14 protein-coding genes and 1 tRNA gene are annotated in these 17,608 nt (G+C 44.7%); 2 read left to right on the top strand and 13 right to left on the bottom strand.

What is annotated here, in order from left to right; all coding sequences use genetic code 11:
* Positions 1 to 77: 77 nt before the first annotated feature.
* The 13 genes from rpoC to EQU50_RS04665 form a co-directional block, all read right to left on the bottom strand.
* Positions 78 to 4,232 carry a DNA-directed RNA polymerase subunit beta' gene (gene rpoC / locus EQU50_RS04725; RefSeq protein WP_130153993.1) on the bottom strand — a complete coding sequence of 1,385 codons (4,155 nt, stop codon included), beginning with the start codon at positions 4,230 to 4,232 and terminating at the stop codon, positions 78 to 80.
* Between the two features lie 37 nt (positions 4,233 to 4,269).
* Entirely contained in the window at positions 4,270 to 8,439 is a 4,170-nt protein-coding gene (rpoB, locus tag EQU50_RS04720) for a DNA-directed RNA polymerase subunit beta (RefSeq protein WP_130153992.1), read from the bottom strand.
* Between the two features lie 272 nt (positions 8,440 to 8,711).
* Positions 8,712 to 9,083, bottom strand: coding sequence for a 50S ribosomal protein L7/L12 (rplL, locus tag EQU50_RS04715; protein ID WP_130153991.1), 372 nt, complete (start codon positions 9,081 to 9,083; stop codon positions 8,712 to 8,714).
* 45 nt (positions 9,084 to 9,128) lie between these two features.
* Positions 9,129 to 9,635 carry a 50S ribosomal protein L10 gene (rplJ, locus tag EQU50_RS04710; RefSeq protein WP_130153990.1) on the bottom strand — a complete coding sequence of 169 codons (507 nt, stop codon included), beginning with the start codon at positions 9,633 to 9,635 and terminating at the stop codon, positions 9,129 to 9,131.
* A gap of 285 nt (positions 9,636 to 9,920) precedes the next feature.
* Positions 9,921 to 10,607, bottom strand: coding sequence for a 50S ribosomal protein L1 (gene rplA / locus EQU50_RS04705; RefSeq protein ID WP_130153989.1), 687 nt, complete (start codon positions 10,605 to 10,607; stop codon positions 9,921 to 9,923).
* A gap of 6 nt (positions 10,608 to 10,613) precedes the next feature.
* Positions 10,614 to 11,042, bottom strand: coding sequence for a 50S ribosomal protein L11 (rplK, locus tag EQU50_RS04700; protein WP_130153988.1), 429 nt, complete (start codon positions 11,040 to 11,042; stop codon positions 10,614 to 10,616).
* A 97-nt stretch (positions 11,043 to 11,139) separates the two neighbouring features.
* Positions 11,140 to 11,679 carry a transcription termination/antitermination protein NusG gene (nusG, locus tag EQU50_RS04695; RefSeq protein ID WP_130153987.1) on the bottom strand — a complete coding sequence of 180 codons (540 nt, stop codon included), beginning with the start codon at positions 11,677 to 11,679 and terminating at the stop codon, positions 11,140 to 11,142.
* Positions 11,680 to 11,716: 37 nt separating this feature from the next.
* Positions 11,717 to 12,013, bottom strand: coding sequence for a preprotein translocase subunit SecE (gene secE / locus EQU50_RS04690; protein ID WP_130153986.1), 297 nt, complete (start codon positions 12,011 to 12,013; stop codon positions 11,717 to 11,719).
* Positions 11,986 to 12,062: transfer RNA gene (locus EQU50_RS04685), tRNA-Trp, on the bottom strand. The genes secE and EQU50_RS04685 overlap by 28 nt, the downstream gene beginning before the upstream one ends.
* A 94-nt stretch (positions 12,063 to 12,156) precedes the next feature.
* A complete protein-coding gene (locus EQU50_RS04680; protein WP_130153985.1) occupies positions 12,157 to 12,927 on the bottom strand; it encodes a hypothetical protein in 771 nt (256 codons plus the stop codon).
* Between the two features lie 115 nt (positions 12,928 to 13,042).
* Positions 13,043 to 13,519: a transcription elongation factor GreA gene (greA, locus tag EQU50_RS04675; protein ID WP_130153984.1), complete on the bottom strand. Its 477-nt coding sequence runs from the start codon at positions 13,517 to 13,519 to the stop codon at positions 13,043 to 13,045.
* Positions 13,520 to 13,614: 95 nt separating this feature from the next.
* A complete protein-coding gene (locus EQU50_RS04670) occupies positions 13,615 to 14,388 on the bottom strand; it encodes an NAD kinase (protein WP_130153983.1) in 774 nt (257 codons plus the stop codon).
* Positions 14,389 to 15,312: a zinc ABC transporter substrate-binding protein gene (locus EQU50_RS04665; protein WP_165380341.1), complete on the bottom strand. Its 924-nt coding sequence runs from the start codon at positions 15,310 to 15,312 to the stop codon at positions 14,389 to 14,391. It lies immediately after the preceding gene.
* A 67-nt stretch (positions 15,313 to 15,379) separates the two neighbouring features.
* Between EQU50_RS04665 and EQU50_RS04660 the strand changes: the two genes are divergently transcribed.
* Both EQU50_RS04660 and EQU50_RS04655 read left to right on the top strand, forming a co-directional pair.
* A complete protein-coding gene (locus EQU50_RS04660; RefSeq protein WP_130153981.1) occupies positions 15,380 to 16,639 on the top strand; it encodes a M16 family metallopeptidase in 1,260 nt (419 codons plus the stop codon).
* Positions 16,618 to 17,601: a septal ring lytic transglycosylase RlpA family protein gene (locus EQU50_RS04655; RefSeq protein ID WP_130153980.1), complete on the top strand. Its 984-nt coding sequence runs from the start codon at positions 16,618 to 16,620 to the stop codon at positions 17,599 to 17,601. The genes EQU50_RS04660 and EQU50_RS04655 overlap by 22 nt, the downstream gene beginning before the upstream one ends.
* The last annotated feature ends 7 nt before the right edge of the window (positions 17,602 to 17,608 follow it).

Raw genomic sequence — 17,608 nt, 5'->3', positions numbered from 1 at the left:
AACTAACTCACTGCATCAAAGGCGATTCTAGTTTCCCACCAGAATCAAGTCAAGTTTTTCCTGTGGCAAACGTTATTCTAACCAATTTCACCCCCCTCTAACAACTGAGGTTTCGCATTATCTATGATTTGTTTATCCCGCGATAAGGCGACAGCCCTTAATTTGCTAACAATACTGCCTGTACCAGCTGGAATTAACCGTCCCACTATCACATTCTCTTTCAATCCAACCAGATCATCAAGTTTACCTGAAACAGCCGCCTCTGTTAGAACACGTGTTGTTTCTTGGAATGAAGCTGCCGATATAAACGACTTCGTATGCAACGAAGCTTTGGTAATCCCCTGCAAAACAGGAATACCGGTAGCTGCCCGCTTACCTTCGGCCTCTATGGCCTTATTAACACTCTCGAACCGTGAACGATCAACATTCTCTCCAACGATCAGCTGGGTATCTCCTGAATCCTGAATCTCGTACTTCTGTAACATCTGGCGAACAATAACTTCAATGTGCTTGTCGTTGATAGGAACGCCCTGCAAACGATAAACCTGCTGAATTTCACTAACCAGATAAGTAGCCAAAGCCTCTACGCCCAAGATTCTTAAAATATCGTGCGGCACTGCATTTCCATCGACCAATAATTCACCGCACTTGACTGAATCACCTTCATGAACGGTAATATAACGCCCTTTGGGAATTAAGTATTCCATCGGTTGCATTGTCTCGTCGGCAGGCATAATAAGAATGCGTCGTTTTGTTTTGTAATCTTTTCCAAATTCAACACGACCGTCAAATTCCGCAATAATTGCTGCATCCTTAGGATGACGCGCCTCAAACAATTCTGAAACTCTTGGCAAACCACCGGTAATGTCGCGTGTTTTTGTCGTTTCCCGTGGGATACGAGCAATAATATCACCCGCTGCGGCAGTTGAACCATTCGCAAGGTTGATAATAGTATCAACAGGCAAAAAGTAGCGAGCCTCTAAACCATTCTCCAAAATTACAGGGTTTCCTTTTTCATCGCGTATGCTGATCATAGGACGTAAGTCACCACCCCGTGATTGCTGTTTCCAGTCAACAACGACTCTATTCGAAATACCCGTTGATTCATCAACAATTTCACGAATTGACTGACCTTCGACCAGATCCACATAATGAATGATTCCATTCTTTTCTGTCAAAACGGGAATTGTATAAGGATCCCATTCTACCAAACGATGTCCTGGATTGACCTCTTCATTTTCCCGAACCAGAACCTTGGCTCCATATGGGATACGGTGCCGACCTCGTTCACGACCAAGATCATCGGCCAAAACAATTTCGCCATTTCTAGAAATGACTACCATGTTTCCTTGACTGTTTTTAACAACGACAAGATTTTTATAGACAGCCTTTGCTTGATAGGCTGACTCTATGCTTGATTGCTCCGCCCCTCTTTGGGCCGCCCCACCAATATGGAAGGTACGCATTGTTAACTGGGTTCCAGGCTCACCAATTGATTGCGCTGCAATAACACCCACAGCCTCGCCAATGCTAACCATAGTTCCGCGAGCAAGGTCGCGCCCATAGCATTTGCCACAAATTCCAACAGCACTTTCACAGGTTAAGACTGATCGTATCTTCACTTCGTCAATGCCAACGGCTGCAACTTCGTCCAAAATATCTTCGTTAATCAACTGGCCATTCGCAATAATGACACGACCCGTTTGTGGTTCAACGATATCTTCAGCCATGCAACGACCCAAGATTCGGTCATTCAAACTGACCAAGGTATTGGCCCCTTCCACAACAGAACGCATCATCAGCCCACGTTCTGTTCCACAATCCTCTTCTGTGATGATGCAATCTTGCGCCACATCAACCAAGCGTCTTGTCAAGTAACCAGAGTTTGCTGTCTTCAGGGCTGTATCGGTTAATCCTTTTCGCGTTCCATTGGTAGAAATAAAGTATTCTAGGACGTTTAGTCCTTCTTTAAAGTTAGAAATAATCGGCGTTTCAATAATGTCACCTGATGGTTTTGCCATCAAACCACGCATACCAGCCAACTGTTTCATCTGCGCGACAGATCCACGTGCCTTGGAGTGTGTCATCATGTAAACCGAGTTGATCGGCTCGCCGTCTTTTGGTTTTGACATGGCTTGCATCATCGCTTCAGCAACCTTGTCTGTGCAACGATCCCATGCATCGACAACTTTGTTATATTTCTCACCCTGCGTGATCAAACCATCCAGATACTGCTGTTCATACTCGGAAACCATCACTTTTGTTTGGTTGATAAGCATATCTTTTTCAACAGGAATAACTAGATCGTCTTTTCCGAACGAAATTGCACCCTTTGTCATATAGGTGAAACCAAGCCCCATAATGCGGTCAACGAATATGACGGTTTCCTTCTGACCGCAATGGCGGAAAATTATATCAACTAGATTGCTTATCTCGTTGGATGTAAGAACTTGATTTACCAAATCAAAGGGGACCTTAGGATGCTTTGGTAACAGCTGCCCCAGTAACAAACGTCCTGGTGTCGTTTCAACGCGCTTGTTATGAACAGCACCGTCCTCTGTATAGTAGGCGACCCTACCATGAACCTTTGTATGTAGCTCGACAACTTTTTCTTGCAAGGCGTATTCAACTTCTGCCGTATTAGCAAAAACAGCCCCTTCGCCTTTCAAACCATCACGCTGAATCGTCAAATAGTAAATTCCCAAAACAATATCTTTGGATGGAACGATGATAGGACGACCATTGGAAGGGCTTAGTATGTTGTTTGTAGACATCATAAGAACGCGCACTTCAAGCTGCGATTCCAAAGACAAAGGAACGTGAACCGCCATCTGATCACCGTCGAAGTCCGCATTAAATGCCGCGCAAACCAATGGATGAAGCTGAATCGCTTTCCCTTCGATAAGAATAGGTTCAAATGCCTGAATACCCAAACGGTGCAACGTAGGTGCCCGGTTCAACATAACGGGATGTTCACGAATTACTTCTTCCAAGACATCCCAAACCTCGGGGCGCTCCTTCTCAACCATGCGCTTGGCAGCCTTAAGTGTACTTGCCAGACCATACCGTTCCAGGCGTGAGTAAATAAATGGTCTAAATAACTCCAACGCCATCTTCTTTGGCAAACCACATTGATGCAGCTTCAACTCTGGCCCAACGACAATTACAGAACGACCAGAATAGTCGACACGTTTTCCTAAAAGGTTTTGACGGAAACGACCTTGCTTACCCTTTAACATGTCCGCCAACGACTTCAAAGGACGCTTATTGGCACCCGTAATGGCCCTGCCTCTGCGACCGTTGTCAAACAGGGCATCGACCGATTCCTGTAGCATACGCTTTTCGTTACGTACGATAATATCGGGAGCCCGCAATTCAATAAGTCGTTTTAAGCGGTTGTTACGATTGATGACGCGGCGATATAAATCGTTCAAATCACTGGTCGCAAATCGACCACCATCCAAAGGAACCAATGGACGCAATTCAGGTGGAATAACAGGAATTACATCAAGAATTAGATGTTCCGGCTTTGTTTTTGATTGCAGAAATGCTTCAATCAACTTAAGACGCTTCACCATCTTTTTACGACGAATGTCAGACGTTGTCTCAACCAACTCGTCGCGCAGTTTTTCACTTTCCTGCTCTGGCTTTATCCGCGCCAACATTTCTTTCAAAGCTTCAGCGCCTATATTGGCGCAAAATGCCTCTTCCCCATACTCATCCTGGGCGTTCATGAAATCTTCTTCAGACAACAACTGATGCATCTTAAAAGGTGTTACCCCAGGATCCGTAACCACATAACTTTCAAAATAAAGAACTTTTTCAATGTCCTTTAAAGCCATATCCAACAGCATGCCGATGCGGCTTGGCAAAGACTTGGTAAACCAAATGTGGGCGACAGGAGAAGCCAATTCAATGTGCCCCATCCGATCGCGACGAACTTTACTTAAGGTCACCTCAACGCCGCACTTTTCACATACGACGCCACGGTATTTCATACGCTTGTATTTACCGCACAAGCATTCATAATCCTTAATGGGACCAAATATACGGGCGCAAAACAATCCATCGCGCTCAGGTTTAAAAGTACGATAGTTAATTGTTTCTGGCTTTTTCACTTCACCAAAAGACCAAGCACGAATCTGATCTGGATTCGCGATCGAAATCCGAATTCCATCAAACCCAGGGGCAATTTCAGGGGCTGCAAACCTTTTTTGAATATTACGATTCATATATTAACTCTTTCTCCTGAGTGCATTAATTGGGTAATTAGCTTTTCAACTCAAAACTTAAGTTCAAACCAAGCGAACGCAATTCCTTAACAAGAACGTTAAATGATTCGGGAATACCAGCTTCCATATTGTCATCACCACGCACGATCGCTTCATAAACTTTCATACGACCCGACACATCGTCTGATTTAACGGTCAACATTTCCTGCAAAGTATATGCAGCACCATATGCTTCCAATGCCCACACTTCCATTTCACCAAAACGCTGCCCACCAAACTGGGCTTTACCACCCAAAGGTTGCTGGGTCACCAAACTATAAGGTCCAATTGAACGCGCATGTATCTTGTCATCAACCAGGTGGTGTAATTTCAGCATATAGATGTAACCAACTGTCGCTTTACGATCAAACGCCTCACCTGAACGACCATCATACAAAGTAACCTGGCCACTTGTATCCAATCCAGCTTTTTTAAGCTGATTTTCAATATCTTCCAAACCAGCTCCGTCAAAAACTGGCGTTGCCATGGGCACACCTTTGCGCAAATTCGTGGCCAATTCAACCAAGTCATCCTCATTCAGTTTCTTGATGTCAGACCTATCTTTTTCATCCTCGTAAGCATCGCCAATTGTCTTCCTTAAGTCTTCCAGTTTGGCATTCTGATTGCGATAATCAGTTAACATCGAATCTATACGTTTGCCAAAACCTGCAGCTGCCGCACCCAAATGGGTCTCTAAAATTTGACCCACGTTCATACGAGACGGCACACCCAAAGGGTTCAAAACAATGTCTACTGGCGTTCCGTCTTCAAGATACGGCATATCTTCCAAAGGAACAATTTTTGACACCACACCTTTGTTCCCATGACGTCCAGCCATTTTGTCACCGGGCTGCAATTTTCTTTTCACAGCAATGAAGACCTTAACCATTTTCAAAACACCAGGCGGAAGCTCATCGCCCCGTCTTAGTTTGTCAACTTTGTCTTCAAATACGGCGACCAAACGAGAGATACTCGCATCAAACTGCTTCTTAATAGCCTCCAGCTCAGTCATGATGGTTTCATCATCAATAACAATTTGACGCCATTGAGAATGGCCAAATTCTGCCAGCAAATTCGCATCAATTATCGAACCAGACTTCATTCCCTTAGGTCCTGCGACAACTTTGCGTCCAAAAAGTTTTTCTTGAAGACGTTGATGAAAACCCCGCTCTAATATGGCTCGCTCTGCGTCTCTGTCCTTAGCCAAACGCTCAATTTCTTGGCGTTCAATTGCAATGGAACGTTCATCACGATCAACACCGCGTCTTGAAAAGATTCTAACTTCAACAACGGTCCCTGAAACGCCAGGTGGAACCCGTAACGAGCTATCGCGGACATCTGAGGCTTTTTCGCCGAATATTGCGCGCAATAACTTTTCTTCCGGTGTCATTGGCACTTCGCCTTTTGGCGTTACCTTACCAACCAGAATATCCCCAGGCCCAACTTCAGCACCGACGTAAACTACACCGGCCTCATCAAGATTTCTAAGGGCTTCTTCACCGACGTTAGGAATATCACGGGTGATGTCTTCATTACCAAGTTTCGTATCTCGCGCCATGGTCTCGAATCCATCAATATGAATCGATGTAAAGACGTCATCATGGGCAATGCGTTCAGAAATAAGGATTGAGTCCTCAAAGTTATATCCTTGCCAAGACATAAATGCGACTAGGGTGTTACGACCTAAGGCTAATTCACCAAGATCAGTAGCAGGTCCGTCTGCAATTACGTCCCCTTTTTTAACGATGTCACCCTTCTTAACCAAAGGCTTCTGGTTAATACAGGTACTCATGTTAGAACCTTGGAACTTCATCAGGTTATAGATATCAACACCAGCGTTCCCTTGTTGAACTTCACCCTCATCGGTGACGTGGACGACAATACGCCTTCCATCAACCTGCTCAACAACACCAGAATGCTTGGCTATAACACTTGCGCCAGAATCTTGGGCTACAATGTGTTCCATGCCTGTTCCGATTAAGGGCGCCTCTGTCTTTATCAAAGGTACGGCTTGGCGTTGCATGTTCGATCCCATTAAGGCACGGCTGGCGTCGTCATTTTCCAAAAAAGGAATCAGCGATGCCGCAACAGACACCAACTGTTTTGGAGAAACGTCAATTAAGTTAACCTCTGACCGTGAAACAATGCCAAATTCACCAGAACGCCTGCAGGTGACGAACTCATCAAGGATATTACCTTGCTTATCCATCTTAAGACTTGCCTGAGCAATCGTGTGACGAACTTCTTCCATAGCCGTTAAATAAACAACCTCCCTAGAAGCTTTGCCATCGGCAACTTTGCGGTAAGGGCTTTCAATAAACCCGTATTGATTCACGCGTGCATACGTAGCCAAAGAGTTGATCAGACCAATATTCGGTCCTTCAGGCGTCTCGATAGGGCAAATTCTTCCATAGTGGGTTGGATGAACATCTCGCACTTCAAAGCTTGCTCTATCTCTTGACAAACCACCTGGCCCTAATGCTGACAAACGACGCTTATGGGTAATTTCCGACAAAGGATTTGTCTGATCCATAAATTGCGATAACTGCGAAGATCCAAAAAATTCACGTATAGCTGCAGCTGCTGGCTTAGCATTGATCAAGTCATGAGGCATTACTGTGTCAATATCAACAGCCCCCATTCTTTCACGAATGGCACGTTCCATTCGGACAACACCAACACGGTACTGATTTTCTAATAACTCACCAACAGATCGAACCCGACGGTTCCCAAGGTTGTCGATATCATCAATCTCACCACGTCCGTCTTTTAGCTCAAGCAAGATCTTAATAATTTCAACTACGTCTTCTTTTCTCAAAGTCCGAACAGCATCGGAAGTCTTTAGTCCTAAACGCGCGTTCATCTTAACGCGTCCTACTGCTGATAAATCATAGCGCTCAGGGTCAAAAAACAATCCTTTGAACAGAATCTCACCACCTTCAATGGTCGGTGGTTCACCCGGGCGCAAGGCACGGTAAATGTCCATCAAAGCTTCTTCGCGGTTATGATTACGATCCGCCATCAATGTGTTTAGCAAGTAGGCACCGACATTAATATGGTCGATTGCTAAAACAGGCAATTCAGTAATGCCAATTTCTTCAATAGCGATCAAATTATCTTTTGTAATTTCGTCGCCGGCTTCTAAATAGATTTCACCTGTTTTTTCGTTGATGTAATCATTGGCAATATAATGACCTACAATTTCTTCGGGAGAAATTTTGATTTTTTCTAGGCCTTCCGAAGAAAGTTTTTTTGTAAGGCGGGGGGTCATTTTGGTGCCAACCTCGGCTACAACTGCTCCGGTATTAGCATCAATCAAATCTGTTGTTAACTTAACGCCCTTCCACTGCTCAGGCTTGAAATCAGTCACCCAACCTGTTTTTGTTTTAGCATAAGTGATAATGCCATAAAACGTGTTCAGAATTTCTTCACGTGACATTCCAACGGCAGAAGGACCTGAACCCAAAGCTTTGGATTTCTTATCAGCTAGTTTTGCACTATGCTCGCCCTCTAAGGCCATCAGAAAAGTTGTCACAGGCAATTTACGCCTACGATCAACTCGAACGTACATCGTATCTTTTGGATCAAATTCAAAATCTAGCCATGAACCACGATAAGGTACAATTCGTGCTGCAAATAAAATCTTGCCTGAAGAATGTGTTTTTCCACGGTCATGGTCGAAAAACACCCCAGGACTGCGATGCATTTGGGAAACGATAACGCGTTCAATCCCATTAACAATAAATGTGCCCCGATCTGTCATAAGGGGGATATCACCCATGTAAACATCTTGTTCTTTAATGTCGCGAATGGACTTGGAACCGGTATCAGTGTCTACATCCCAGACTACCAATCGAAATGTAACCTTCAGTGGTGCTGCAAAGGTTAAACCCCGTTGACGACATTCTTCCTCGTCGTATTTAGGAACATCAAAACCATATCGGAAAAATTCCAACTGAGATTTCCCAGCATAATCTTTAATCGGGAAAACCGACTTAAAAACTTCCTGCAGACCCACATTATGGCGTGCCTCTGCCGGAACATCCCTTTGCAAAAAATTTTCATATGAAGACTTTTGCAAAGCTATCAAATTGGGTAAAGGTGCTACCTCTTCAATTCGCCCAAATGACTTGCGAAATCTTTTTCGTCCCGTATACGATCTTGACATCGATACATTCTCCCAGTGCGCTTATATTTAAAATGATAAAAGCTTCCCAGATATTAGGAAGCAGTAAGGCCATTCTGTTGACCACAACTCTTGGTTCTTTGCTCTTTGAATCTGAATATTGGGCATAGTCTCCAAGGCGCGTCAAAACATCATATTATTAATATTTCCTAGATACTAGACGGCTTACGGACAGACAACAACAACAAAGTGTTGACAAAATTGATATTATTGCCTGTCTCTTTTTAATTCACCCAAAAGTGAGGTGTAATAACTTATTTTACAGAAGCTTTAGCGCCTTCTTTTTCTAACTGAGCTTTAATTTTATCAGCTTCATCTTTTGATACGGCTTGCTTAACAACTTTTGGCGCACCTTCTACCAAATCTTTGGCTTCTTTCAGACCCAAACCGGTAATAACGCGAACTTCTTTAATCACGTTAATTTTGTTAGGGCCCGCTTCGTCCAAATAAACGTCAAACTCTGTTTTAACTTCCGCAGCTTCAGCAGCAGCGGCAGGGGCTGCAACAGCAACGGCAGCAGCCGCACTAACACCCCAGGTTTCTTCCAACAACTTTGAAAGCTCAGCAGCTTCCATAACTGTTAATTTTGACAATTCTTCTACAATTTTCTCTAATTTATTAGCCATTTAAAACTCCAATTTTATCAAATTTAATAACGTACAAATTCTGAATCACACTGCGCCCTTGGCTGACAGAACACGAGCAAGCCTTGCGGCAGGCTCCTTGGCAAGAATGGCAAGTTTGGTAGCAGGGGCCATAACCAATGCTATCAACGTGCTACGTAGTTCGTCCAAAGAAGGCAAAGTTGCTAAAGCTTTAACGGCAGCTGGCGACAAAAGCTGTCCGTCCATAAATCCACCGATAATCACTAACTTATCGTTTTTTTCAGCAAACTTAGCTGCTGCCTTAGCAGCTCCAACTGGGTCTTGCGAAAACGCAATTGCCGTTGGCCCTTTAAACAAAGAACTCATCCCTTCCAGGGGTGTGTCTTTAACAGCTATCTGAGCCAGAGTATTTTTCAAAACCTTAAATTCAGCCTGTGCTTCTCGCATTTGACGACGCAGGGTCGTTGCTTCTGCCACGCTTAAGCCAAGCTGCTGTGTGACCACAACAACCTTAGCCTGCTGCAGGGCTTCTCGCATGTGAGATACCAGCTCTGTTTTCTGAGAACGGTCCATTTTACTCTTCTCCTTTAACAATATAAGCAAGCCGAAACTTACTTCGAGGAGGTCATCCCCTCTTTATCGTCACAGAAGGAACGAATTGGCTTTTTAAATGGATAATAAATAATCGCACCCAAAAATACTTTTCCCCTTCTGTCTGTGCAGGCAGTGAAGCTTTACAAACTTCCTATTAAACTGCTTGATAGCAGAACCTACAGTCTTTGACACAGTTGCCTTGTGCCATACAGGCAAAAAGCAACCGAAGCAGCGGGGCATTAACCCCGCTGAATTTCTAAATCTTTAACCTTCTAACTGAAAGCTAACACCAGGCCCCATAGTCGAGCTAAGCGTCATCTTTTTAATATATGTTCCTTTGGCTCCAGCTGGGCGGGCTTTCGTTACAACATCAACAAACGCTTGAATATTTTCAATCAGAGCTTTGTCATCAAAGCTGGCACGACCAACACCTGAATGCACAAGCCCAGCCTTCTCAGTGCGGTACTCAACCTGACCACCTTTAACTGCCTTGATCGCCGTTGCCAAATCCAGGGTTACTGTACCCAATTTGGGATTTGGCATTAAACCACGTGGCCCTAGTATCTTACCGACGCGACCAACCAACCCCATCAAGTCTGGCGTTGCGATACAACGATCAAACGGCATATTGCCTGCTTGAATCATTTCCATCAAGTCTTCAGCACCAACGATATCGGCACCAGCTTTCGTTGCCTCTTCGGCTTTTGGCCCTTTGGCAAAAACAGCAACCCGATAGGTTTTTCCTGTTCCATGAGGCAACTGAACAACGCCGCGAATGTTTTGATCTGCTTTTTTCGCATCCACATTCAAATTCATGGCAACCTCGATGGTCTCATCAAATTTTGCCTTGGCATTTGCGCGAACCAGCTTAACAGCTTCACTTAAATTATATGTCTTCTCGCGGTCAAAGGTTTTGTATGCCTCTTTTAATCTTTTAACAATCTTAGCCATGTTTTATTACCCCACCACTTCCAGGCCCATCGATCGGGCTGAACCAATAATCATCTCGCACGCGGAATCCAAATCATTTGCATTCAAATCTGCCATTTTCGTTTTGGCGATCTCTCTGATTTGATCCATTGTTACTTTACCAACGGTACCACGACCAGGGGTTTGGATACCCTTTTGAATGCCCGCAGCCTTTTTTAGAAAGTGCGTATTGGGTGGTGTTTTTGTTACAAATGAAAACGTCCTGTCTGCATAAACTGAGATTACGACCGGAATCGGCGTCCCCGGCTCAATGCTTTGAGTTTGCGCGTTAAACGCTTTGCAAAATTCCATAATGTTCAATCCGCGTTGACCCAAAGCCGGACCAATCGGTGGTGATGGGTTGGCCTTACCGGCAGCAACCTGTAACTTAATGTAACCTGTAATTTTCTTTGCCATTTAAATCCCCAGACAACTTGTTAAAACTGAGTTTGTGGTACGGTGTGGTGCACCTCCCACAGTTTATTAAAGTGAGGACTTCTCCTCACCGCGACCATTATTGCTTTTCGACCTGACCAAATTCCAGTTCAACTGGTGTTGGGCGACCAAAAATCATAACGGAAACTTTTAGACGACCTTTTTCGCCGTCAATTTCTTCAACTAAACCTGTAAATGAGGTGAATGGCCCTTCACATACACGAACCTGCTCACCAACCTCGAACCGCATTGTATGTCGTGGTTTCTCGGTGGAATCTTGCACCTGCTTCATGATGCGATTTACTTCTGCCTGACTAATAGGCATAGGCTTACCGTTGGCACCTAAAAAGCTGGAAACCTTGTTTATGCTACGCACCAAATGCCAGGTCTCATCATCCAAAACCATTTTAACCAAAAGGTAGCCCGGCAAATAGTTTCTTTCTGAACTGACTTTGGCCCCGCGCTTAATCTCGACAACCTCTTCAGACGGAACCAGCAGCTCTTCGAAACGATCACTTATGCCTTTTTTAGCGGCCTGTTCCTCGATGGCTTGGACAACTTTCTTTTCAAAACCAGAGTAAACATTAACCACATACCATCTTGCTGAGCCCGCCGTCATACTATTACCCTTAATACCGTTCTCTTGCATTTTCTGTTCAACCAATAATCCAATGCAAAGCACGATAGATAATCTGGTCGACAATCATAAAATAGATAGCAGCAATAATAGCAAACACAAAGACAATTGTTGTTGTCAAAGAGGTTTCTTTACGACTGGGCCATGTGACCTTGCTGGCTTCTTCGCGAACTTCACCAATAAATTGCGGAGCTTTTTTCAGAAAATTCTTGTTTTTTGCGGTCGTTTTCAAGGTCACCTCTATTTTTTTATTTCTAGCCGTCTGAATATTAGCGCACAAAATTACTTTGGCAGGAGTGGAGGGGGTCGAACCCACAACCTTCGGTTTTGGAGACCGACGCTCTAGCCAATTGAGCTACACTCCTAAAGTCCTAGACCATAATACTTAGCGCATTTATGGTAAATCTGTCCAGACAAATTAACATTAGAACGCACAGGTGCTTGGAAAAAGCACGGGCATCATTTCAGTCGATAAGGAACTGGACTTGAACTTTTAATGAAACATTTTTCCCCAAAGCCATTCCAGCTCGTTGCTTTTATTTCAACATGGAACTTTTTACCTTTAAAACTCGACTTCATTCGTCCAATCACTTCCAGGTCTTCTATCACCCGTCCCCCGGAATAGGACACGGGCAAGGGCCAAGGAAAATAATACGTCTTAGTGCTCCATACCTCTTTAACACAACTGGCTGCTGTGCTTGAATCAGATGAGCTGCTACATGAACTAAGCTTAGCCCTGTGTGATTCCACCTCATTTCCCCCTGAAATCTTTAGGTCACGGTACTCAATATTATTATCATCATCAATCAGTTCGTAATGCTTAACTAGAATCTCAACAGAGAAATCGTTGGAAAGTGTTTTTGCTTTTTCGGACCAGCTCTCAAAATCGGGTTGATTAAGAACCCCAGAGAATTGATTCATAACGCGTTCTAAGCCATGCGAACACAGACCTGCAGGTGGACGTGTGTCAGGCAAAGGAACATGAGACCCATAACCCAAAGCACTTCGAACCGATTTGATACACAACGGCACTAAGTTACTACAAACCGCCAGTGAACCGGCACATACAAGCAATTTGGGCAGACTGAAGAACTGCCTTGAAGAACCTCTACTCGGCTCTTGCATGTCAGGCCGATTATCCCTACTGTAGCATGGACTTGTTGAAGCAATCAAAAAACTCAGCAAAATGCATAAAAAACTTTTTTTTCTATAAATCAAACGAACAAACATACGCTACTCTTACGCTTTTTCCTCGATGAGGGCTTTAAATATGATTCAAAACATTACCAAATATGACCTGAGCCCCTTTGACAAAGGAGTAAACTCGTAGCCAAAAAAGGTAAAACTAGAGGTATTGAACTTTTTGAATGTGATAGGCCTTACCACCATTCGGCGTTGCCACCTCGACACTCTCCCCTTTTTTCTTCCCAATAAGGGCACGAGCCAACGGAGACGTAATGGACAACAATTGTTTGCGAATATCAGCCTCGTCACTGCCCACAATTTGGTAGTTGACGGTTTCGTCCGTATCTTCATCTTTCAATGTCACAGTGGCCCCAAATTTGATTTCATCACCCGAAATCTGACTGACGTCAATAATTTCAGCGTGACCAACCTTACTTTCCAATTCCCCCAATCGACCCTCGATGAATCCCTGGCGTTCCTTAGCAGCATGGTACTCCGCATTTTCCGATAAATCCCCGTGTTCACGAGCCTCAGAAATCGCTTTAATAACAGCTGGGCGTTCAACATTCTTCAAATGCTGAATTTCATTTTGTAACATTTCAAACCCACGAAGGGTCATGGGGATTCTTTTTTCCATTTTTTGTCCATTTGTTGCAAGCTTGACTTACACTAAGCGATTCTTAATCATATTCAAAATAAGAATTTATTGCCAAATATCTTTTAGAAAGTGGTTCAAGGGCTCTTGAATTGTTCTTTCAAGATTCTTTCTTCTAAATTATGACCACGGTCGAATAACAGTAGGTAGTTTAATCCTAAATCTTGACAAATATCAACCCTATTTACCTTAGACACAGTTTGGTCGTCCGCCGTCGCACTAACAAACCGTCTATCTGACTCTAAAATTTCCAGGCAAACTTGTACCGTCTGAGGCAATAAAGCCCCCCGCCATAGACGGGGACGAAAGGCGCAAAGCGGCGTCATGGCAATCAGAGAAGACCCCAACGGCAAAATAGGCCCCTGAGCCGAAAGATTATAAGCCGTGCTGCCGGCAGGCGTGGCAACGATAAGACCGTCCCCAACAAATAACGGCAACCGCTCTACATTGTTAATAATAATCCGAATTTTGGCCGCCTGGTGGGTTTCCCTTAATAACGAAACTTCATTGATAGCGTGATGGATAAAAACCCCTTCAGCCGAATAAGCCGTCATTTTTAAAGGATGCAGAGGCGTTGACACAGCCTGCTCCACGCGTTTCAATAGTTGATGGGGACTTGAAGGTTGATCATTCATCAGAAAACCGACGGTTCCGCAATTAATACCATAGGCTGGTTTATTTAAAGGCTGATAAGTATGCAAGGTACGCAGCATAAAGCCATCCCCTCCCAATACCACTAGAATATCCGCATCCTCGGGTTTTGCATTATTACACAGGGGACTTGTGGCTAAGAGGGCTCCCAGTGCCTGAGCCTTCGGTGTCGGGGCGACAATGAAAGCCAGCTTTTTCATTTACGACAACCCTTTTAAAAGATCGGCAGCCAATTGACGCATCATAACAAAATAAGCCCCCGGTCCATCAGATGTTCCATACCCGATATAATCGACACTTTCATATTTTAACCCAAAGGTTGTTGCTAAGTTTTTGGCCAAATCTGGATCAAATCCCGGTTCGGTAAAGACACACCCAGGACGTTGTTCTGGCGAAGTTGTCGTTAGCCATGCTTTTAGACGCAAAAAATCCTGTGCATTGGGTGGCGAGTCAGGTTCAGCCACAAGGCTAGCGGCCATCTTCACACCAAAATACTTGTCAAAATATTGCAATCCATCGTGATAAATTAAATATTCCCTGCCCTGTATAGGGGCAAGCAACAGCTTAAGGTCGCTTTCTAATGCTGTAAGTTGGACAAGAAATTCTGATAAGTTTTTTTCGTAAATAGCTTTGTTAGAGGGATCAAGCTGAATGATAACCTGCGCAATTGTTTGGGCAATTACCTTGGCATTGTCTGGATCTAACCAAATGTGGCCATCTGTCAAGGAATGACTATGCCCTTCATGGTCATGATTATGAGAAAGTCCCTGACAGCGATAGGGGTAAAGCGTCAAACCAGGACTTTGACTTAAAGTCACTGTTTTCTTTGAGTCGACCTGCTGCTGTAAAGAATTCTGCCAATGAGATTCATACTCTGGTCCAGTCCAAATCATCAAGTCAGCCTGTTGCAAAGCTTGCAGCTGCTGCGGCGTTAAGGACTGGGTGTGCGGGGATTCTTGCCCCTTCATTAACAGGCCAGGCTCTAACACGCCCTGACAAATAAAAGCTGCAATGCTGTGGATAGGCTTTATAGAGACTTGTATATTAAGCTTTCCGGCCGCTTTAGCCGATAAAGGCCACAAAAAAAACCCCATTAGAATTAAATATAAAAAACGCTTTAGCATAAAAACCATTTTATGTATTGTTAAGTGTTCGTGTCACGCATCTTATCTTTAACATCAGGTTTTTTTTATGTCGATCCAATTAACCACTCTTGAGAATGGCCTTCGCGTTATCAGTGATTTTATTCCCCAGGTGGAGACGGTTTCTTTGGGCGCATGGCTTAATGTTGGAACACGCCATGAAATAGCACCTATAAATGGCATCGCTCATATGCTGGAACATATGGCTTTTAAGGGAACAACGCGTCGCACAGCTGTTCAAATTGCGACCGAGATTGAGGCCGTCGGCGGCTATTTAAACGCCTACACCTCCCGCGAAACCACGGCCTATTACGCCCGTATTTTAAAAAATGATGTGAATTTGGCGGTGGATGTCTTGGGCGATATTTTGCAAAACTCGACCTTTGATGCCGTGGAATTTGCCCGTGAACAATCGGTTGTTTTGCAAGAAATTGGCCAGGCGAATGATACCCCCGACGACATTGTTTTTGATTACTTTCAAGAGACTTGTTACCCAAACCAGCCGATGGGCCGACCCACTTTGGGCAAGGCAGAGATTGTTCAAAACTTAACGCCAGAGCTTGTTCACGACTATATGAAACGACACTATGGCACCCAGCAGATGGTCTTCGCCGCGGCTGGTAATATTGACCATAACCACCTGGTTGATCAGGTGCGCACGCACTTTTCATCGTTAAAGCCGAACGGACTGATTGATATGGAAGCGGCCACCTATAAAGGGGGCGATTATCGCCTAGATAAAGATTTGGAACAGGTCCATTTGGTTTTGGGTTTTGAGGGCCTTCCCTATCAACACCCCGATTATTACACGCTGTCCGTCTTATCGACATTGTTGGGTGGAGGCATGTCATCTCGCCTGTTCCAAGAAATTCGGGAAAAACGGGGCCTTGTTTATTCAATTTATGCGGCCACCTCAAGTTACTGGGACAGCGGCCAATTCACCATTTATGCGGGCACTGGCGAAGACGAAGTCAAAGATTTATTGCCGGTCATGTGCGAAGAACTATGCAAGGCGCCGAAAACACTGACCAGTGTTGAGATTGATCGGGCGAAAGCCCAACTAAAAGCTTCCCTTATGATGGGGCTGGAGAGCACTTCAAACCGCTGCGAACGATTGGCCAACCAATTGCTGATCCATGGTCGGACGTTGTCCCCTCAAGAAATTGTTCAGTCCATTGATGCGGTCGGTATGGAGGACCTAAGCCGCGTTGCGACGAAGATTTTCCGATCAGCCCCGACGCTTACAACCCTAGGCCCCATTAAACACGTTTTACCTTTTGATGCGCTATGCAACCAACTGCAGTATTAAGCCTTTTGGTCCTTTGCCTGGCGTTATCAGGTTGTGGCGGCAATAATATCGGCCATAAACATCCCGTCACAGGCATTTGTAAGTCATGTAAGCCTTATTTTGTAAGGGGATCTTGGCATCACCCCCAAGCCCACTATCATTATGACGAAATTGGGTTGGCTTCTTGGTATGGACCTGGATTTCACGGAAAACCCAAACCTTATGGCGAATTGTTTAACCAACACTCCATGACCGCGGCCCACAAAACCTTGCCCCTGCCCACGATCGTGCTGGTCACCAACCTAGAGACAGGCAAAACCATCAAAGTGTTGGTCGACGACCGTGGCCCCTTTGTTTATGAAGGGCGCATCATCGATTTGTCCATGGGATCCGCCAAGGCTTTGGGTTGTTACAACAAAGGCATAGGAAAAGTGCGCGTTCAGGCTCTGGTCGAGGAAAGCAAAGCCCTATCCAGTTACTTAACCCGTTATGGCCCATCGGGGCGTGACCCATCGGGACGCACTTGGTGGGAAATCTATGAACAGGAAATTGATGGTCGCCATGGTGATGAGGTCGCCAGCGGCCCCTCCCCCATTCCCCCACCAGAAGCCATTCCGCCCAAGGCACAAAGTGTTGCAACGCCAGCGTCCCCCCCACCGACTTTACCGGCCAAACTAGCCCCTTCTCTTGACAACCTTTTAAAGGATACGGCCCCATATGCACCCGCCAAGCAGAAAAAATCTGCATCCGCAACAACCCAAACTTACGTTCAGGTTGGGGGAGATTTTGTACAAAGAAAAAATGCCGAGGCGCTTTTGGAATCCGTCATCCTCCATTATCCTGCAAAAGTCATAGAAATTCACCTAAAGGGCCAAAAATTCTATGCTGTTCAGGCTGGTCCATTTCCTGACCAAAAAACCGCGCAGGAGGCTTTAAAAAAGTTGGATGAGAAAAGCCAGCTACACTCGATCGTGACTGGGTAAAGCGCCC

Origin of the sequence: Candidatus Finniella inopinata, assembly GCF_004210305.1 — a bacterium.
Lineage (GTDB): Bacteria > Pseudomonadota > Alphaproteobacteria > Paracaedibacterales > CAIULA01 > Finniella > Finniella inopinata_A.
This window is presented reverse-complemented; position numbering and strand designations above follow the sequence as displayed.